Raw genomic sequence first — 19,497 nt, 5'->3', positions numbered from 1 at the left:
CCCGTTACTTCTGAAATTCCTTCTGGGTCTGAATCTCCTCGACGGAGGTGCAGAACGGCTTGACCGCGTCCTTTACGGTATTGATATCCAGCTTAAGCTCCGCGCAGGTGTCGGTGTTGATCGTCGCGATCCCGTCGTCCATCGCCTTGACCGCGGTGGATGCCGGATCGGCGCCATTGCCCAGAATATCGGCAACCATGTCCGCGGTCACCCGCCCGAGCTCGGCGAAATCCGTTCCGAAGCCGCAGAACGCGCCGTTCAGCGCAAAGGAATCCGCTCCGGCATAGTGCGGGATGCCTGCCTTGTTGAATTTCTCAAAAATGCTCAGCTCCGCCTTCTGGATCGTGTTGTCCGTCGGGGTGAACACCGCGTCCACGCCCTCGGCGACAAGCGCGTCCGCCGCGGAAGCTACCTCGTCCGTCGTTGTTCCCGTCTTCTCGATGTATTTGATCCCTTTTTCGTCCAGGTAAGCCTTGGCGTCCTCGATCGCCTTGGTCGAGGAATCCTCACTCTTGGAATAGAGAAGCCCGATATAGTCGGTGTCCGGATTGACCGCGAGGATCATGTTGATCAGCGCCTCCACATTGATCGGGTCGGAGGTCCCGGTGATGTTCGCGCCCGGCGCATCCAGAGAGTTCACCAGCTTCGCGCCGACCGGGTCGGAAACCGCGGAAAATACGATCGGCAGATTCTTCCCCTCCGCCGCCGACTGGCAGATCTGCGCTGCCGGCGTCGCGATCGGGACAAGCACATCGACATCCTGCGCAATCAGGTCGGAGGCAATCTGGTTCAGTGTGCTCGCGTCGCCCTGGCCATTTTTCACATAGCTCTTGTAATCATAGGCAACCCCGGTATCCGAGGACAGCTTATCCAGCTCGGACTCGATATTTTCCTCGATCTGGTTCAAGGACGGGTGATCCATATACTGGACAATGCCGACCTTGAACGTTTTGCCGCCCTCCGCGCCCGCGGAAGCCTTCTCCCCCGCCGTAGACCCGGCTGCTGCCTGCGCCGCCGTCTCCGCTGCCGCCGTGCCGGCTGTCTTGGCTGCCGAACCGCCGCAGCCCGCCAGGGAAACCGCCGCCATCGCGCTGATCACTACTGCTGCTGCCATCTGCTTTTTCATCATACTCCTCCTCGCCTCTCAGGGCTCTCTCCGTGAACCGCGGCGTTCGGGACCGGGATGAAAATTCTCGAAAACGCAAAGCAAATTTGCTTAGCTTGTTAAGTGCTCTGCGCAAAAAAAATCCCAGATGCGCAGAACGCATCTGGGACGAATTTTCTAAAATCCGCGGTGCCACCCAAACTTGACCGTAAGGTCCACTTTTGTCATATACCAACATATATGCCGCCAGATAACGGTTGCGGTCTCCGTCGTTCCATACTGTACTCTGCTGTACGTTCCGGAACACCCTCGAAAGCCCATTCCCTCCCAGGTTCCGTATTCCGGTTCCACCATCCGGAACTCTCTGTGATTTCGCCTTGGGAAGTACTCCTCTTTCTCAACGGTTTATGTGGCTAATCTTAGAGCACAAAACGGAAAATGTCAACCATTTTTTCAGCCGACCTGCTCGGAGCGCGCCTTGGGATCGAAGCTGTCAAAGATAAAGACATCGAAATGGCTCCTGCTCTTCTCGAGATCCGCCTGGCTCCTGATCGTCCAGGCGGCCATCTCGCACCGGTACATCCGGCGCATCAGGCGCACCGGCAGAATATTGCGGAACTCAAAATTGTACGCGACAAAATCCGGCCTGCAGAGGCGGTTCGAGAGGCACCAGGTCAGCGTCCAGGCGAAGAACCACCAGCGCCGCTTACCCTCGCGGAAAAGGCTTGTCGCAAGCTGCCCGCGCATCACCTCCGGGCGATGCCTCCGGAACCAGTAGAGCGCAAGGGGACTGAACGATTCGATGCAATAGCTGCCGCGGTAGCGGTCAAGAATCCGCGCCGCCTTCTCGCAGAGCTCCCTGTGCTTCCACATGGCCTTCAGCTCGATGATCATCGGCACGCGGCCGTCCACCATGCGGAGCACCTCAGAAAACCTGGGGATCCGCTGGCTCGAGCCGAACAGGGGGATCTCCTCGAGTTCCGCAAAGGTCAGTTCCGAAATCCTCCGTGCATCCCCAGCCGCGCGGTGCAGGGTGAAATCATGGAAGACGACGGGAACCCCGTCCGCGGTCAGCTGGACATCCAGCTCGATCCCATAGCCGCGGCTCACCGCCGCTGAGAACGCCGGCATCGAATTCTCCGGCCTCTCTGTCCCATTTTGATGAAAACCGCGGTGGGCGATAAAGTACTGCTCAAAAACCCCCATCCGGCTCTTCCTCCGCCTTGACGGTGCCATGAGGTAGAGCATCGCTGCAATGATCAGCGCGGCAGCGCAGGCAAAAACCAAAGCGATCAGTCTCACGGCTGTAACCTCCCTTTTGTACATTTCCCAACAGTTTTATTCATTTTCTGCCGGTATATCCGGCCTCCCTGCAATCAGTATAATTTCACAACTTTCCGCTGTAAAGGCAGCTGCTGCAATTTTCCCCAGCCTACCGGGAAAGCCGGATCTTGAGGGAACGCCAGGGAATCGTCACCTCCGGATAGCCCTCCGCCTCCGGCGCGATCTCGCCCGGCGAAAAATAGAACACAATGCCCTCGGGCGTCAGATAGAACGGGGAGAAAAAGCGGATTTTATCCCGCACAAGCTCCCGCAGGTCTTCCGGCGCCGCATAGGCGAAGCCGCTGCTCTCGTCCAGCCGGGCAAAGGCGTCCGCCACAAGTTCCCGGATCTCGCTCTCGCTGCTGGCGAGGACATCCGGCAGCATCAGACGCCGCCCGGTCTTCCGGTCAAAGACAAAGTAACTCCGCGCATAAGAGCGGTACGCGCCGCCGATCCGGAGGCGTCCCTCCGCCCGGATGCAGCAATAATTGTCGGTCAGCCAGGTAACCCCGTCCTTTCCGTCAATCCGCCAGTCGAGCGCCGTCACCCCGGCAAGCCCGTCCAGCTGGTGTGCCCCGTCAGCACCGTCTGCTGAGGCATCCCTCTGTCCGGCGGCAAGCTGCTCCGCGTAAGCCTGAGCCGCCGCCCGGGCATTTTCCATGGTCTGCGACATGACCTGCGCCCCGGCATCCCCGGAAAATGTCATGGTCTCCGTGTACCAGGAAATCCCCGGCCCGCCGTTTCCCGCGCCGGTCCCGGTACTTCCGGATACCTGGGAGGTCTCCCCGAGACCCGCGAGCTGCGAGGTCTCCAGCACCGGTGTCAGGGTATCCAGCTCGCCGCTCGCGCCCTGCACCATGGACATACACACGGAAAATCCGCTGTAAATCGGATAATAAAAGGTATCCCCATCCACCGCGAAGATCCGCAGATCCTCCTGGTAACTGCCCATCCCCGGGCCGGGTTCTACGCGGCCGACTGTCTGCGCTTCCCCGCCGGAGACCGGAATCCGGAAATAGGTGGCCGCGGACATCGGATCCGCGCCGTCATCCTGAACGGAATAATACAGCCACCCGCCGTCCTCCGCGAGAAATTCCGGAACAGTATCGGAGGTGAACAGCACCGTCTCCGCGGCAGTCCCCGGGTCAACTGCGCGGACGGTTACGGTTCCCCCGGCCTTCTCGGCCAGGTAAACCCGCTCTCTTCCGAAGTAGTGGGCTGCCAGGGGATTTCCCTCCGCAATGCGCCTCGGGGAAGTGCCATCCTTATTGGCGATGACGAGGGCGAGAGCCTTCCCGTCCTGAAGCGGGAGATACCCCAGGTGCTCCGCCGCGTAGGCCGGGCTCTCTTCGGGGAAGAGCACGCAGTCTGCCGGGACATCGCGGAGGACCGTGTCTTCCGGAGACAGCTCGGCGCGGGTGAATCCGTCCCCGTCGAGGGCGTACGCCCTGCTATTCTCCGAATCCCTGGCATAAAGGCGCCCGCCGGAAACATAGAGCGATGTGGGGACAAAATTGATATCCGCCATGTGCACGGTGCTTCCGTCCGTGAGGGACAGGCGATAGAGGCCGGTCAGCCCGTCGCCGGCCTCATCCTGGTATTCCATGTCAAAATAAAACCCGCCGCGGTAGATCCAGAACGCGCTGCTCCGCTCGCCGCCCTCGAGCGAAACGATGGTCCGGATCTCACCGGTCGCCACCGTCAGCTCATAAAAAGAGTCCCTGTAGCGGAAATACAGCCTGCCGCCGCTCCGGATAACACCGGCCCCGTTGGTCTCTGCCTGGTCCGTCGCCTCCGCGAGCTCCAAAGCCTCCGCATTTTCCGCTTGTTCCGTACTCTCCGCATTTTCCGTATCTCCCGGCGAAGCCGCGGATTCTATGGCCCGGGAAGGTGCCGGACGGGCACAGGAAGCAAGGCTGAGCGCTGTGAGGGCCATCGCGAATATGCACCACCGTCTCCTCATCCGATCACAACTCCATTTTCCGCCCCGGGGCAAATCCTGTCAGGAATCCAGCTCATCCTCATCCACCACATCCTCATAGCCGTAGCTGTTGATCAGCTCGTTGAAGCGGTTGGAGGCGGCTTTATACTCGGCGTCACTCTCGATATTGCCAACGCCCGCCTCCCCGTTCTCATCCTCGAGATAGCGGTACAGGAACACCGTGCCCTCCTCGCTCTCCTGTTCCTCCGAGGGAAGCAGGGCGACATACTCCCGCCCGCAGGCCTCAAAAATGCCGAGAACCAGGCATTCGATCTCCTGCCCGTCGTCCAGCGACAGTGTCACCGTATCCTGATCCTCCGTGAAAATCTCATCCTCTCTCTTTTCCTTCGCCATAAGAGCCTCCTCCTGCACGCCGAATTCTTATTTCTGTTCAGACCCCACTCTATCAGGAACACAGGAAAATGGCAAGATCGTCCCGTTCAGTACTCGATCCCCCGCCGGGCAGGGATCCCCCGCTCATAGGGGTGGCGAATCTTCCTCATCTCCGTGATATAGTCCGCCCGGTCAAGCAGCTCTCTCGCGGGATTCCGACCGGTAATCACAATTTCCGCGAGGTCCTCCAGGCGGTCCAGGACGCCGAGCACCTCCGAAGTGCCGAGGAATCCCGCCCCCATCGCCGCCGCGAGCTCATCGAGCACGAGGAGGACCGGCGGGGAAGGCAGCTTTTCTTCCGGAGAATGTGCCGCCTGCGCCCCCACCGCCGCCTCCAAAGCCAGCCGTTCAGCCTCCCTGAAGAGGCCGCGGGCGTATTCCGCTGCCTCAACCTTCTCCTCCGGCGTCATCGTCCAGGTAAAGCCGAAGGACTTCCGGCAGGGAATGACCGTGATCCCCGGGATGCTGCGCAGGGCGGCGGCCTCCCCGGAATCCTCCGTCTTGAGGAAGCGGGCGGCCACCACGGTTCCCCCGGCACCGGCGAAGCGGGCAGCAAGGCCGGCAGCCGCGGTAGTCTTTCCCTTACCGTCCCCGCAGTAGATATGGATCATTTCGTTTTCCTCCTATCTGTCGGCGGCAGATACTCCAGCACAAAGCGGGAGACCTCCGCCGGCTTTCCGAACCGGGTTCTCACCGAACAAATCCGGAGATTCCGCTTCGCGCGCGTCATCGCCACATAGAAGAGCCGCCGTTCCTCCTCGATATCGTCGGCAAGCACCGCCTTCCCATGCGGTGTGACGCCCTCCACCGCATCGATGATGTAGACGGTGGAAAATTCCAGTCCCTTGGCGCTGTGCATCGTGGCGAGCGTCACCGCGTCCTGCGGCGTTTTCCCCCGGGAAGCCTGCCGGAGCAGCTCCTCCCGGTACTCGCGGATATGCTCCTCCCACTCGGGAACCGTGCGGTAAGACGCGGCGCTCTCGCGGATTTCATCCGCGATCTCAAAAAGCTCTGACGCCTGCATCCGGTGCGACGCCGCATATTCCTCGAGAAAGCGGTCATAGCCGATCCCCTGGCGGATGTAATTCACCGCCGCGAGAGGGGACATCCGGGACAGGGCCTTCAGATCGTACTCGAAATCGCTGAGGATCTGCTCCATATAGCTGCGGTCCGCATAGAACTGCCGCAGCTCGAAGAAGGACACCTTCTCCCCGGGAAATGCCGCCCGGCTCATATAGCGCTTCGGCCGGTTCATGATCCGGAAGAAGTCCTCCCGGCGGCGCCCGCCCGCGGCAAGCCTCAAGTAGGCGAAGATGTCCCGGGCGATCCAGTGGTCATAGAGATTCGGCACCTGGTCCCTCGTCCGGAAGGGCAGGTTGTAGCCCATCATCGTCTCCATCAGCATCCGCGGCCCGAGGTTCGTCCGATAGAGCACCGCGATCTCCGCGGGCTTCTCCCCCGCTTCCAGGAGCGCCCGGATCTCCTCGACAACCGCCCGGTTCTCCGCGCGGGGATTGGGAAATACCCTGGTGAGCACATTTTTCCCGTGGACGTCCAGGGAACGGATGGTTTTCGGAAAACGCTTCTGGTTATGGCGGATCACCAGCTGCGCCGCCCCGACAATCTCCGCCGTGCTCCGGTAATTGATGTCGAGTAGTACCCGCCCCGCGCCGGGATAATCCTTCTCAAAGCCCAGCATGATCTCCGGCCTTGCGCCCCGGAAGCGGTAGATCGACTGGTCGTCGTCGCCCACGATGAACAGGTTATTTTCCGGGAGGGCCAGCATGCGGACGATATCATACTGCAGCTGGTCGATATCCTGGAACTCATCGATCAGGATATAGCGGTAGCGCTTCTGCCAGGCAGAGAGGATGTCTTTCCTCTCCGTGAAGAGCTCATAGCACATGACCATCATGTCGTCGAAATCGATCAGGCCGGTGCGGCGCATCTCCCCGTCGTATCCACGGTAAATCTGCCGGAACGCCTCATCCGGGCAGGAGGCCGAGTAGTAATGATCCAGGGGGATCCGCCCTGTCTTTACGGTGCTGATCTCCGCCTCCAGCTGGTTCAGGAAGTCGCCCTCGTCCTCCGGCTCCAGGCTGCACCGGTCGGCCAGCTCCTTGAGGATCTGCCGTTTCCTGTCCTCCCGGACGATATTTGCGCCCGTCATGCGGTAAGCCAGCTTGAGAATCTGGAAGAAGACCGCGTGAAATGTCCCGAAGGTGACCCGTGAGGACTTCCCAGAAAGCTTCTCATACCGCTCGCGCATTTCCATGGCCGCCGCCCGGGTAAAGGTGATCACCAGGATGTCTCCCGGGTTGACGCCCAGTTCTTCGGTCAGATACCAGATCCGATAGGTGATCACCGTGGTTTTTCCGGAGCCTGGGCCTGCGAGAACCATCATCGGCCCCCGGTCATGCTGAATTGCCTTCCTCTGTGCTTCACTGAATGCCATAAATCCGTCTCTTTACGGAGGCAGCCGGCACCAGAAACCGGTGCCGGCCGTCTCGCTCTCTTACTCCCGCCGGGGCGCTGCGCCCCGGACTTTATGCTTCCAGCTTCTCGATCCCCTTCCGGATCCTCGCGAGGGACTCCTCCTTGCCGAGCGCGTCCAGAAGCTCGGTCGCGCCGCCCGGTGTCGTCGGGAGGCCGGAGAGCGCCGTGCGGATCGGCCACATCACAAAGCCGGTCTTATATCCCTTCTCCGCGGCGAAACTCTTCAGCGCGGCAAAGAGGGCGTCGTTCGTAAAGTCCTCCTGTCCCTCAAGAACCGGGAGAACCTCCCGAAGAAGCGCAAGGGAATTCTCCTTGTTGGTCTTCATTTTCTTGTGGATATAGAGATCCGTGCTGTATTCCGGGAGCGTGTCAAAGAAGCGGACAAGATCCGGAATATCCGGGAAAATCTCGATTCTCGTCTTCACCATCCGCGCAATCTTGCGCAGGTCCATTTCCCTGTGGACCGCCTCGCGGATGTACGGCTCCGCCAGCTGGAAGAACTTCTCATCATCCATCGCTTTCAGGTACTCGCCGTTCATCCAGCGGAGCTTCACCATGTCGAAGACCGCCGGGGACTTGCTGATATTGTGATAGTCGAATGCCTTCACCAGCTCGTCCAGGGAGAAGATCTCCCGGTTGTCCTCCGGAGACCAGCCGAGCAGGGCGACAAAATTGACCACCGCCTCCGGCAGGTAGCCGGCATCGATCAGATCTTCGTAGGAGGAATGGCCGGACCGCTTGGACAGCTTTTTGTGCTCCTCATTCGTGATCGTCGGGCAGTGGATATACTTCGGCACCTCCCATCCGAACGCCTCGTAGAGGCGGTTGTACTTGGGCGAGGAGGAGAGATACTCGGCACCGCGCACCACATGGGTGATGCCCATCAGATGGTCGTCGACCACATTGGCAAAATTGTAGGTCGGATAGCCGTCCGACTTGATCAGCACCATGTCATCCAGCTCGGAATTATTGACGCTGATATCCCCGTAAAGCTCGTCATGGAACGTCGTCGTCCCCTCGGTCGGGTTGTTCTGGCGGATCACGTACGGCTTTCCGGCGGCAAGGTTTGCCTCAACCTCCTCCTTGGAGAGGTGCAGGCAGTGCTTGTCATAGACCATGATCTCCTCGCCGTTCACCGTCTTCTTCAGGCTGTTCAGGCGCTCCTGGGTGCAGAAGCAGTAGTAGGCCTCGCCCTTCGCCACAAGCTCCTTCGCGTACTTCAGGTAGATGCCCTGCTTTACGCGCTCACTCTGGACATAGGGGCCTACCGGCCCGCCGATATCCGGTCCCTCATCGTGCTTTAAACCGGCACTTTTCAGGGTGTCGTAGATGATCTCGGTCGCGCCTTCCACATAGCGCTCCTGATCCGTATCCTCGATCCGGAGGATAAAATCGCCGCCCTCATGCTTCGCGATGAGGTAGGCGTACAAAGCTGTCCGGAGGTTGCCCACATGCATTCTTCCTGTCGGGCTCGGCGCGTATCTGGTTCTGATTTTTGTCATGATCACACTGTCTCCTCTATTCGATACTCATGTTGTTACCGTTCAGTAACATAATTCTCTGTCGGCGGAAACCCCGAATCCCCGCACTCCGATAGGGGAGCCCGGGCACCCTCAGGCGGCCAGGCTCAGGATATGGCTTGCGAAGGCAAAATAGATCGTCAGGCTGGTCGCGTCCACCACGGTCGTCAGCATCGGGGAGGCGATCAGGGCCGGATCCAGATGGATGGCCTTCGCCAGGATCGGCAGGGTGCAGCCGATGCTCTTCGCAATGATGACCGTGAAAAACACGCTGAGCACGACAGTCAGGCAAATCATCGTATGTCCCGGATACTGGACCATCAGGCGGACAAAATTCGCCGCGGCGAGCGTCGCCCCGCAGAGGATGCCGACGCGGACTTCCTTCCAGATAACCTTGAGGATATCCGAAACCTCGATCTCGCCGATCGCCATGCCGCGGATGATCATGGTGCTTGCCTGGCTTCCCGAATTTCCCCCGGTGTCCATCAGCATCGGCACAAACGTTACCAGAAGCGGGATCGCCTGGAATGCTGACTCGTAGCTGGCCAGGATGTTGCCCGTCACAATGCTGGAAAACATGAGGATCAGGAGCCAGGGGATCCGGTTTCTCGCGAGAACGAAGACGCTCGTCTTCAGATACGGCTTCTCGCTCGGCAGGATGGCCGCCATCTTCTCGATATCCTCGGTGACCTCCTCCTCCATGACATCCATCACGTCATCGACGGTGATGATGCCCACAAGCCTGTCCTCCGTGTCCACGACCGGCATCGACAGGAGGTTATAGTCGCTGAACATGAGAGCCACATTTTCCTGGTCCTCCGTGGTCGCCGCCTTGATGACGTTGGTGTCCATGATCTCCCCGACCTTCTGGCTGTAAGGCGCCATCAGGAGATCCTTCACCGTGACCACGCCTTCCAGCTTTCTCGTGGCGTCAGTCACATAGCAGGTGTAAATGGTTTCCTTGTCAAATCCGTTCTTCCGGATGTACTCAAATGCCTCCCGGACCGTCATGTCCTTCTTCAGGGCCACATACTCGGCCGTCATGACGCTCCCGGCGCTGTCCTCCGGATAATTCAGGAACTGGTTGATCAGCTTGCGCTGATCGGGGTCGGAATTCCTGAGCACACGCTTGACGATCGTCGCGGGCAGTTCCTCCAGCATGTCCACGGCGTCATCAACGAAGAGGTCGTTCACGATGTCCGCGAGCTCATTGTCGGTGATGCTGGTGATGATCTGCTGCTGCTTGTCGATCTCCAGCTGGGCAAATACGTCCGACGCCAGTTCCTTCGGCAGCATCCGGAAGACGACGACCATCTTCTCCGGCTCCAGTTCCTCCAGGAATGAGGCGATATCCACCTCATTCATCTCCGCGAGCTCCTTCTTCAGCTGCCGGTACTGGCGATCCCGGACAAGCTGCATCAGGTGCTCCGTTTTTTTCTCCATTTCCTCATTTTCCATGCTCTTCTCCTCTCCAACCGCGATGTCATCGACGAGCTTGGATACAGAAAAGGCAGCCAGTCTGAGGCCAGGTTAACCTCTCATGCGCCTGGAATCTCTCTGTGCAGTCGGGGCAGGCCTCCCATGCGCTCTGCTAAGACGGCAGTGTACGCAGCAAAAATGCTGAATCGCGCGCGCACTGCCCGCGGTTCAGGATGGCTGCCGTCTGAATCCGACTTCGTACTTCGACCTTTCACTGTGTACACTCCTTTCTCTGAGGGATAAAATTTTCGTCCATCATCCCGGGCTGGACCCGTCATGGGATGAACAATAACAACAGTCTCATTATAAATTTGCAAAGAAAATTTTTCAACCGCAAGTCTTGCGCCCGCGCCGGCTGGACACAGGTACCGGCGCTCCTGCGGAATTTCCGTGCGCTCCCGGCGCGGGTATGCATGTGGACGAAGCGCGCAAAAAAGGCGGGGAAGCCCGGGAACTCCTCTGTCCGCAAACTTCTCCGCCTTATCAAACGATATGCCTTACGCGCCGGCGCGCGCCAGTTCTCAGTTCTTTCCCAGGTCGCTCGGTCTCATGGAGAGGTTCACCCTGCCCATCTTGTCGATCTCGATGACCTTGACCGTCACCTCGTCGCCGATGTTCACGACATCCTCAACCTTGCCAACCCTCTTATCCGCCAGTTTGGAGATATGCACCATGCCATCCTTCCCCGGGCAGAGCTCGACGAAGGCACCGAAATTCATGATGCGGACAACCTTGCCGGTGAAGACCTGTCCCGGCTCGATATCGGAGACGATCGCGTGAATGATGTCCTTCGCCTTACGGATACCTTCCGGGTCAGTGCCGCAGATGGAAACGCGGCCGTCGTCATCGATGTCGATCTTGGTGCCGGTTTCCTCAATGATCTTGTTGATCACCTTGCCCTGCTTGCCGACCACATCGCCGATCTTCTGCGGGTCAATCTGCATCATCTCGATCTTCGGGGCATACGGGGAAAGCTGCTTTCTCGGCTCGGAAATCACCGGAGCCATCACCTGGTCCATAATATACAGCCTGGCCTCGCGGGTGCGGCGGATTGCCTCCTCGACAATCGGGCGGGTAAGGCCATGAATCTTGATGTCCATCTGGATGGAGGTGATTCCCTTATGGGTGCCGCCCACCTTGAAGTCCATATCGCCGAAGAAATCCTCAAGCCCCTGGATGTCGGTCAGGACAATGTAATCGTCATCGGAGTCCCCGGTAACCAGGCCGCAGGAAATTCCTGCCACCATGCTCTTGATCGGTACGCCGGCCGCCATAAGGGCCATGCAGGACGCGCAGATCGAAGCCTGGGAGGTGGAGCCGTTGGATTCCATGGTCTCAGACACGGCACGGATCGCATAGGGGAACTCTTCCTCGCTCGGGAGTACCGGAACCAGTGCCCTCTCCGCCAGGGCGCCATGGCCGATCTCGCGGCGGCCCGGGCCTCTGGACGGCTTGGTCTCTCCTACGGAGTAGGACGGGAAATTATACTGATGGAGATATCTCTTGTAGGTGATGCTCTCATCCAGTCCCTCGATCTTCTGAACCTCAGAGAGCGGGGCCAGGGTGACCACATCCAGGATCTGGGTCTGGCCTCTGGTGAACATTGCGGATCCGTGGACACGCGGGAGCAGGTCAACCTCAGCGGCAAGCGGGCGGATCTGGTCCATCGCCCTGCCATCCGGACGCTTGTGGTCACGGAGGATCATCTTGCGGACCGTCTTCTTCTCGTAAGCGTAGATGGCCTCGCCAAGTCTCGCGAGCCACTCCTCGTTGTCCCCGAGCTCCGCCGCGACGCGGTCGGTGATGGCGGCAATGTTCGCCTCGCGGGTCTGCTTATCGTCCGTGAAGACCGCATTTTCCATCTCCTCGGAGGTGACAAGTTCCTCCACCTTCGCCTGAAGGTCTGCAGGAACGGCAAAGCTCTGGTAAGTCATCTTCGGCTTTCCGCACTCCTCGACGATGCGGTCGATGAACTTGATGATCTCCTGGTTGACCTCATGGGCCTTGTAGATGGCCTCGATCATGATGTCCTCCGGAACCTCATTGGCACCGGCCTCGATCATGATGACCTTGTTGCGCGTGGAGGCAACCGTCAGCGCCATGTCGGAGACATGCTTCTGGTCATTGGTCGGATTGATAATCAGCTTGCCGTCGATCATCCCGATCTGTGTTGTGGCGCAGGGACCGTCGAACGGGATATCGGAGATGCAGGTCGCGATGGCGCTGCCGAGCATGGCGGTGTACTCCGGGCTGCAGTCCGGATCCACCGACAGGACGAGATTATCCAGAAGGACATCATTGCGGAAATCCTTCGGGAACAGCGGGCGCATCGGACGGTCAATGACGCGGTCAATCAGGATTGCATTGTCGCTCGCCTTGCCCTCACGCTTCTTGAAACCGCCGGGGAACTTCCCGACCGCGTACATCTTCTCCTCATACTCCACAGAGAGGGGGAAGAAATCAACGCCGTCACGGGGCTTATCGGAAGCGGTGGCCGTGGAGAGAACCGTCGTGTCCCCATAGTGCATCAGGGCCGCACCATTTGCCTGGGCGGCAACACGGCCCACGTCAACGGTCAGCGTTCTGCCGCCGAGTTCCATGGAAAAACTCTTGTACATAATGATCTCCTTTTCTTCATTGTGCGCTGCCTGCAGGGAGATCCGGAAACTACTGCTCTGGCCGCGAGAACGCCCTTGCGGCTACAGCAGCGGTCCCGGAACCGATCCTGCAGAGAGGTCTCGGAAAGCATATACGAAATGGGACAGAGACCTTTCATCTCTGTCCCGCGAAAATCTCGTATTACTTTCTCAGGTCAAGCTTCTCGATCAGAGAACGATAGCTCTCAAGGTCGCTCTTCTTCAGGTAGTCAAGAAGGCCTCTACGCTTACCAACCATCTTCAGAAGCCCGCGTCTGGAGTGGTGATCCTTCTTGTTTGCCTGCAGATGAGCAGTGAGCTCCTTGATGCGCTCGGTAAGCAGGGCGATCTGAACCTCCGGTGAACCGGTATCGCCAGCCTTTCTGCCGTACTCTGCGATGATCTGCTGCTTCATTTCCTTTGTGATCATTGGGTTTTCCTCCTTAAAAATAAGATATTGCACTTACCGAAAACGAGGCCGTGTCCGGAGAGGCTGCGGCCGCGCAGCGGCGTGATTTCTGGTTTGGCCTGCTGGCTCAAAACCGGTCAAATTATACCATTATCCCGGAGTGATGTAAAGCCCCGGCTACAGGAAATTGTAACTGTCACCACATGCGGTTACTGTTTATCCCATGCGGGAGGGATCGCCGGCAATTCGTCCGCGAGCGGCCGGTTTGCCGACGATCCCTCCCGCATGGGGTTCAAGCAGTCCCCTCTGATTTTCCTGTCAATTCGTCCCCTCAGCCGCCGGGCCGTTGGCCGCGTTTCCAGTGTCATCCGCGGGACCCGCCACGGGGGCTGCCGTCTCCGGCGCCTTGGTGGTCTCCGGCGCTTTCGTCTCCGGCGCCTTGGTGGTCTCCGGCGCTTTTGTCTCCGGTGCCTTCGTAGCCGCCTTCGTCGTCGCCGCCGTGCCGTCCGCGTTGGACTTTTTCGTGGTCTCCGTTCCCGGCGCCCCGTAGCAGATCACCGGGCAGCCAGCATCAATGCTGCCGAAGAGCGCTTTTGCCTTCTCGTAGGGCATATTGATGCAGCCATGCGAGCCGCTGGTCTTGTAGATTGTCCCGCCGAACTGCGAACGCCAGGTCGCATCATGGAAGCCGATACCATTGTTAAACGGCATCCAGAAGGAAACCGGTGTCGAGTAATTCTCCCCCTTCAGGGTCGCATTCCGCTGCTTGTAGGCCACTCGGTAAACGCCGTCCGGCGTGCCGTTCCCCTTGCTGACATTGCCGGAGACAAAATCCGATTCCAGCACCAGCGATCCGTTCTTATAATAATACAGGTGCTGGCCGGTCAGGTTGACTTCGACATAGGTATTGCCGATCCCGTCGTTCGCCGCGCCGTCGGCCTTCTGCGCCCACTCCGCGTCGCGGGTGACGGACTCGCCCTTGATGATCGCCGCCTGGAGATCCGCCGCCTCCTTCGACTGGTCAAGCTTCCAGCCGAAGGAACCGCCGCCGACGGAAATGGTGGTGCCGTAGGAAGTCTTGAACTTCTTGGACTTCCCGACCGTGTTGTACTTGTCCGCCATGCTCTTCACATAGGCATTCAGCTGGTCGGCGTAAACTGTCAGATTCCCGCTGTCGTCCACATTGATCCACTTGTGAATGGTGTCGCCGTCAAGCACTTCCTGGCTGGTGTAATTGGTGGTGATGGTGATCCCCACCGCCTTGTTGAGCGCGGCAAGCTGGGTTTTCAACGCCGGGTCATCCTTCGTCACGGACGGCTTCTTGTAAATGCCCTCTTTCTCGAGATCCAGCTCTCCCTGGAGGTTCTCCACCGCCGTGTTCACTGCTGCCAGGAGCTTATCCTCATCAACCTCATTTCCCTCATTTTCCGGAATAATCTCATAGCCCTTACCGGACTGGTACTCAGAGATATAGGCGTTCGCCGGCTTTGTCACAAGATCCCTGTCCGTGAGCCTCAGGCCGTCGATCTCCCCGGACAGCTTACCCTGGTCAAATTCAATCATCGTGCCGATGGTGAAGGACTGCGGATTGTTCTTCCGCTTTAACCAGTCGTAGGGATTTTGTTCCTCCATCATCTTCTCGAGGCTTCCGTCAAATGTCGTCTTCAGGCTGATGTCGCTCCCGGGTATCGTCTCGCTCTCCCCATCCTTCTCCAGAATTTTGAGCGAATACCCGTCCGCATTCGCGGCGATCGCCTGCTTGATTTCCTCCACCGTCTTGCCGGAGGCATCCATCCCGTTGATGATCGTTCCGGGAAGAAAGACATTCTTGTATTTCTGCGCGGTGGAGGCGAAGGCCACACCACCGCAGAGCGCCACGGCGATCAGCACAACGCCGGCGCCAATCGCAATCTTCCTTCCACTACCTCCCCGGAGGCCGCCCTTCGCGCCTCTGGCGCGGCTCCTTCCATGAGATGGAAATTCCTTAAAGCCGGCCATATCCCGTCTTCCTGACGCGCTTCTTCTGATCTGCTCTGCCATGATCCCCGATTCTCCTAACTTTTTGAAAACAACCGGCTACGGCAGCCGGTTAAAGAGTTCTTCCTGTAAACATTGTTGATTCTATCTTTAATCCCGGGAATAGTCAATTGAGCTTCTCTTACAAAAAAAGTAAGGTTTTGCACACAAAATAAGGCATAGTTCCGCGGAGAACTCCTCCGCACAAACTATGCCTGGAAAATGCCTGACGACTGTCTGAAATTTTTCCCTGTTATTTCTCCCATGGGAAGGGCTTTTTCCTGCCACCGGACGCGGCCTTCGCCTCTATCCCGTTCATCGCCTCGTCAAAGGCACGCAGGGCTTCCTTCTGCCTCTCATTCATGCTCGTCGGTACCTTGACCACCAGCGTGACATAGTGGTCGCCGCGGGCGCCGCCGCTCCGGAGGCTGGGCACGCCCTTGCCCCTGAGCCGCACCTTCGTGTCCGTCTGGGTTCCCGGTTTCACGTCATACTCCACCTCGCCGTCGACCGTGTTGATGCGGATCGGCCCGCCGAGAGCCGCGGTCGCGAAGGACACCGGCACCGTCGAGTAGATATCCCTGTCCTGGCGGCGGAAAGTCGGATGCGGGCTCACCAGGATCTGCACAAGAAGATCGCCTCTTGGTCCCCCGTTCGCCCCGGGTTCCCCCTGGCCGCGGTCGCGGATCACCTGTCCGTTGTCAATGCCCGCGGGGATAGCCACCTTGAGCGTCTTCCTGCGGGAAATATACCCTGTGCCGTAGCAGTCCGGGCATTTTTCCCGGATGACCTTGCCGGTACCGTTGCATTCCGGGCAGGTCTGGACATTCTGAATCATGCCGATCGGCGTCCGCTGCGTATAGCGGATCCGCCCCTTGCCGCCGCACTTCGGGCAGGTCTGGGCAGATGTTCCCGGTTTCGCGCCGGTGCCGCCGCATTTCGGGCAGGTATCCTTGAGATTCAGCGTGATCTCCTTCTCACAGCCACGGATCGCTTCCATGAACGTAATCCTGATATTGGCGGAGACGTCCGCACCGCGCCGCGGCTGGTCGGCATCACGCGCCGACGCGCCGCCGGCCCTGCCGCCGAAGAAATCGCCGAAGATGTCACCGAAGATATCGCCCATATCGCCGCCGAAGCCGAAGTCACCAAATCCGCCTCCCGCGCCGCCGGCGCCCATGCCGCCCTCGAACGCTGCCTGGCCAAACTGATCATACTGCCTGCGCTTCTCGGGATCACTCAGAACGCTGTACGCCTCCGAGGCTTCCTTAAACTTTTCCGCAGCTTCCGGACTGGGATTGACGTCCGGATGATATTTTTTTGCCAGTTCACGGTAAGCTTTCTTCAGGGCAGCTGCATCTGCATCTCTCGGGACGCCTAAGACCTCATAATAATCTCTTTTTTCTGCCATGTCTTATCTCCCTCTCATACACAGCAAGGGGTTGGGCCCCGAAAGGCCCAATCCCCAACCTGATCAATCCATTATGCCGGATTCTTACCGGATCAGACTTCCTTGAAGTCACCATCAACAACATTGTCGTTGTTATTGTTATTTCCGCTGGACGCTCCCGCGCCGGTGCCGTTGTCCTGGCCCTGTGCCGCGCCCTGCGCCTGGCCGGCCGCCTGGGCGTTCTCATACATCTTGGCGAACAGGGACTGGGCGCTGTTCATCAGCTTCTCCTTGCCGCTCTTGATCTCGTCAATATGCTGATCGGTCATCTGATCCGCCGGAGCCTTTGCCAGGGCATCCTTCAACGCTTTCAGGTCAGCCTCAACGCCGGCCTTGTCAGCCTCGGCGATCTTGTCACCGACCTGTTTCAGGGCATCCTCGGTCTGGAATACCAGCTGGTCAGCCTCGTTTCTCGCGTCGATGCCTTCCTTTCTCTTCTTATCCTGCGCCTCGTACTCGGCAGCTTCCTTCACGGCCTTGTCGATATCCGCGTCGGACATATTGGAGCCGGAAGTGATCGTGATGTGCTGCTCCTTGCCGGTGCCCAGATCCTTGGCGGAAACATTAACGATACCGTTCGCGTCAATATCAAAGGTTACCTCGATCTTCGGGACGCCTCTTCTCGCCGGAAGAATGCCATCCAGGCGGAAGTTGCCCAGCGTCTTATTATCCTTCGCGAACTGGCGCTCGCCCTGGACAACGTGGATATCTACAGCGGTCTGGTTATCCTCTGCCGTCGAGAAGATCTGGCTCTTTTTCGTCGGGATCGTCGTATTTCTCTCAATCAGCTTGGTCGCTACGCCGCCCAGCGTCTCGATGGAAAGGGAAAGCGGGGTGACATCCAGAAGAAGGACATCCCCGGCACCCTTATCGCCGGCAAGCTTGCCGCCCTGGATCGCCGCGCCGATCGCCACGCACTCATCCGGGTTCAGGCTCTTGCTCGGCTCCTGGCCGGTCAGCTCTCTCACCTTATCGACAACAGCCGGCATACGGGTGGAACCGCCGACCAGAAGAACCTTGCCGAGGTCGGAAGTCGTGAGGCCGGCGTCTCTCAGCGCGTTCTGTACCGGGATGACGGTCCTGTCGACCAGATCCTTGGTCATCTCATTGAACTGTGCCCTGGACAGATCCAGGTCAAGGTGCTTCGGGCCGTCCTGGGTTGCGGTGATAAACGGAAGGTTAATGTTGGTCGTTGTCTGGGCGGACAGCTCCTTCTTCGCCTTCTCGGCCGCCTCCTTCAGTCTCTGCATGGCCATCTTGTCGCCGGAGAGGTCAACGCCCTCAGCCTTCTTGAACTCATCGATCATCCACTGGGTGATGCGGTTATCGAAATCATCGCCGCCCAGGTGTGTATCGCCGTTGGTCGCCATAACCTCGATCACGCCGTCGCCGATATCGATGACAGACACATCGAAGGTGCCGCCGCCGAGATCGTAAACCATGATCTTCTGCTCCTTCTCATTGTCCAGCCCATAGGCCAGCGCTGCTGCCGTCGGCTCGTTGATAATTCTCTTAACTTCAAGGCCGGCGATCTTGCCTGCGTCCTTGGTGGCCTGACGCTGGGCATCATTGAAGTACGCCGGAACCGTGATGACTGCCTCGGTCACCTTCTCACCGAGATAGCTCTCCGCATCCGCCTTCAGTTTCTGAAGAATCATCGCGGAAATCTCCTGCGGCGTATATTTCTTACCGTCAATATCTACCTTATAATCGCTGCCCATGTGTCTCTTGATGGACGAGATGGTCCTGTCCGCGTTGGTCACGGCCTGTCTCTTCGCCGGTTCACCGACAAGCCTCTCGCCGTCCTTCTTGAAAGCGACAATGGACGGGGTTGTCCGCACACCTTCGGCGTTCGCGATAACGGTCGGCTTACCGCCTTCCATAACTGCTACGCAGCTGTTCGTTGTACCAAGATCGATACCGATAATCTTACTCATAATCCTTATCCTCCTGAAATCCTGTTTTTTCAGCGGCCTGCCGGAAAATGTCCGGTCCCGCGTTAATTGGCTACCTTGACCATGCTGTGTCTGACGACACTGTCCCGGTAGGTGTAGCCTTTCTGTAATTCCTCAACCACAATATTCTCCCCGTAATTCTCATCATCCACATGCATCACCGCATTGTGGAAGTTCGGGTCGAACGCCTTGCCCGCTGCCTCGATCGGTTTCACGCCGATGTCATCCAGCGTCTTTAAAAACTGCTTATATACTTTATCCATTCCCTTGACGAAGCTGTTTTCCTTCTCCGCCTCCGGAACGGTAGCAAGCCCGCGCTCAAAATTATCGAGGATCGGGAGCATTTTTTCAATGATGTCCTTCGCCCCGATCTCGTACATCGCGGATTTTTCCTTCTCGGTGCGCTTGCGGAAATTATCAAATTCCGCATAGAGCCTCTGCAGGCTGTCCGTCAGCTCCGAGATCTTCTGATCCCGCGGATCCTTCTTCTGATTCTTCGGCTCCGCGCTCTTCTCCGCACCGGCCTGATCTTCATCCGGCTTCTTTTCCTCAGCCTTCGCGGTTTCCGGCTTTTCGGCCTCCCCGGCCTCCGGGTTCCCGGCTTCCCCAGCCGCGGCCTTGCCGCCTTCCGGGTTCTTTCTGCCGTCTTCCGGAGCTTCAGGCTGTGGCGCCTGCCCGGCGGCCTCCGGGGTATTCATCTGCTGCTTGTTCTCATCAATTTCCAATTTTATTCA

14 protein-coding genes and 1 other annotated feature are annotated in these 19,497 nt (G+C 58.7%); all 14 genes read right to left on the bottom strand.

Going from position 1 to position 19,497, the window contains the following annotated elements; translation table 11 throughout:
* Positions 1-4: 4 nt before the first annotated feature.
* Positions 5-1,126, bottom strand: a complete 1,122-nt coding sequence (locus ISF27_RS01755; protein WP_194608542.1) for an ABC transporter substrate-binding protein — start codon at positions 1,124-1,126, stop codon at positions 5-7.
* A gap of 140 nt (positions 1,127-1,266) precedes the next feature.
* Positions 1,267-1,515 (bottom strand) — a binding site (T-box leader).
* Positions 1,516-1,558: 43 nt separating this feature from the next.
* A complete protein-coding gene (locus tag ISF27_RS01750; RefSeq protein ID WP_328701472.1) occupies positions 1,559-2,407 on the bottom strand; it encodes a glycerophosphodiester phosphodiesterase family protein in 849 nt (282 codons plus the stop codon).
* Positions 2,408-2,537: 130 nt separating this feature from the next.
* Positions 2,538-4,391, bottom strand: a complete 1,854-nt coding sequence (locus ISF27_RS01745; RefSeq protein WP_194608541.1) for a DUF3298 domain-containing protein — start codon at positions 4,389-4,391, stop codon at positions 2,538-2,540.
* Positions 4,392-4,430: 39 nt separating this feature from the next.
* Positions 4,431-4,763: a DUF1292 domain-containing protein gene (locus tag ISF27_RS01740; RefSeq protein ID WP_194608540.1), complete on the bottom strand. Its 333-nt coding sequence runs from the start codon at positions 4,761-4,763 to the stop codon at positions 4,431-4,433.
* An 86-nt stretch (positions 4,764-4,849) separates the two neighbouring features.
* Positions 4,850-5,413 (bottom strand): cob(I)yrinic acid a,c-diamide adenosyltransferase, encoded by a 564-nt coding sequence (locus ISF27_RS01735; RefSeq protein ID WP_194608538.1) that lies wholly within the window; start codon positions 5,411-5,413, stop codon positions 4,850-4,852.
* A complete protein-coding gene (locus tag ISF27_RS01730; protein WP_194608536.1) occupies positions 5,410-7,257 on the bottom strand; it encodes an ATP-dependent helicase in 1,848 nt (615 codons plus the stop codon). Before ISF27_RS01730 ends, ISF27_RS01735 begins: the two co-directional genes overlap by 4 nt.
* Before the next feature lie 91 nt (positions 7,258-7,348).
* Positions 7,349-8,800 (bottom strand): glutamate--tRNA ligase, encoded by a 1,452-nt coding sequence (gene gltX / locus ISF27_RS01725; RefSeq protein ID WP_194608534.1) that lies wholly within the window; start codon positions 8,798-8,800, stop codon positions 7,349-7,351.
* A 111-nt stretch (positions 8,801-8,911) separates the two neighbouring features.
* On the bottom strand, positions 8,912-10,276 hold the full coding sequence (gene mgtE, locus ISF27_RS01720; protein ID WP_194608532.1) for a magnesium transporter: 1,365 nt from the start codon (positions 10,274-10,276) through the stop codon (positions 8,912-8,914).
* A 542-nt stretch (positions 10,277-10,818) separates the two neighbouring features.
* On the bottom strand, positions 10,819-12,915 hold the full coding sequence (locus tag ISF27_RS01715; protein ID WP_194608530.1) for a polyribonucleotide nucleotidyltransferase: 2,097 nt from the start codon (positions 12,913-12,915) through the stop codon (positions 10,819-10,821).
* A 181-nt stretch (positions 12,916-13,096) separates the two neighbouring features.
* The gene (rpsO, locus tag ISF27_RS01710) at positions 13,097-13,363 is read right to left on the bottom strand and encodes a 30S ribosomal protein S15 (protein ID WP_194608528.1); all 267 of its coding nucleotides are present in this window, start codon (positions 13,361-13,363) and stop codon (positions 13,097-13,099) included.
* Positions 13,364-13,660: 297 nt separating this feature from the next.
* The gene (locus ISF27_RS01705) at positions 13,661-15,382 is read right to left on the bottom strand and encodes a L,D-transpeptidase family protein (protein ID WP_194608526.1); all 1,722 of its coding nucleotides are present in this window, start codon (positions 15,380-15,382) and stop codon (positions 13,661-13,663) included.
* Positions 15,383-15,611: 229 nt separating this feature from the next.
* Entirely contained in the window at positions 15,612-16,769 is a 1,158-nt protein-coding gene (gene dnaJ, locus ISF27_RS01700) for a molecular chaperone DnaJ (protein WP_194608524.1), read from the bottom strand.
* Between the two features lie 92 nt (positions 16,770-16,861).
* Positions 16,862-18,745, bottom strand: coding sequence for a molecular chaperone DnaK (gene dnaK / locus ISF27_RS01695; RefSeq protein WP_194608522.1), 1,884 nt, complete (start codon positions 18,743-18,745; stop codon positions 16,862-16,864).
* 62 nt (positions 18,746-18,807) lie between these two features.
* Positions 18,808-19,488: a nucleotide exchange factor GrpE gene (grpE, locus tag ISF27_RS01690; protein ID WP_407926035.1), complete on the bottom strand. Its 681-nt coding sequence runs from the start codon at positions 19,486-19,488 to the stop codon at positions 18,808-18,810.
* Positions 19,489-19,497 lie beyond the last annotated feature (9 nt).

It is taken from the genome of Clostridium vitabionis (assembly GCF_015351765.1).
Lineage (GTDB): Bacteria > Bacillota > Clostridia > Lachnospirales > Lachnospiraceae > Clostridium_R > Clostridium_R vitabionis.
The sequence above is the reverse complement of the archived record's forward strand: the minus strand, read 5'-3'. Positions and strand labels throughout refer to the sequence as shown.

Bases quoted from the DNA above. Each gene is read 5' to 3' on its own strand.
- ISF27_RS01755 (WP_194608542.1), bottom strand. From the start codon at position 1,126: ATGAAAAAGCAGATGGCAGCAGCAGTAGTGATCAGCGCGATGGCGGCG.
- ISF27_RS01745 (WP_194608541.1), bottom strand. From the start codon at position 4,391: ATGAGGAGACGGTGGTGCATATTCGCGATGGCCCTCACAGCGCTCAGC.
- ISF27_RS01740 (WP_194608540.1), bottom strand. From the start codon at position 4,763: ATGGCGAAGGAAAAGAGAGAGGATGAGATTTTCACGGAGGATCAGGAT.
- ISF27_RS01735 (WP_194608538.1), bottom strand. From the start codon at position 5,413: ATGATCCATATCTACTGCGGGGACGGTAAGGGAAAGACTACCGCGGCT.
- ISF27_RS01730 (WP_194608536.1), bottom strand. From the start codon at position 7,257: ATGGCATTCAGTGAAGCACAGAGGAAGGCAATTCAGCATGACCGGGGG.
- gltX (WP_194608534.1), bottom strand. From the start codon at position 8,800: ATGACAAAAATCAGAACCAGATACGCGCCGAGCCCGACAGGAAGAATG.
- mgtE (WP_194608532.1), bottom strand. From the start codon at position 10,276: ATGGAAAATGAGGAAATGGAGAAAAAAACGGAGCACCTGATGCAGCTT.
- ISF27_RS01715 (WP_194608530.1), bottom strand. From the start codon at position 12,915: ATGTACAAGAGTTTTTCCATGGAACTCGGCGGCAGAACGCTGACCGTT.
- rpsO (WP_194608528.1), bottom strand. From the start codon at position 13,363: ATGATCACAAAGGAAATGAAGCAGCAGATCATCGCAGAGTACGGCAGA.
- ISF27_RS01705 (WP_194608526.1), bottom strand. From the start codon at position 15,382: ATGGCAGAGCAGATCAGAAGAAGCGCGTCAGGAAGACGGGATATGGCC.
- dnaJ (WP_194608524.1), bottom strand. From the start codon at position 16,769: ATGGCAGAAAAAAGAGATTATTATGAGGTCTTAGGCGTCCCGAGAGAT.
- dnaK (WP_194608522.1), bottom strand. From the start codon at position 18,745: ATGAGTAAGATTATCGGTATCGATCTTGGTACAACGAACAGCTGCGTA.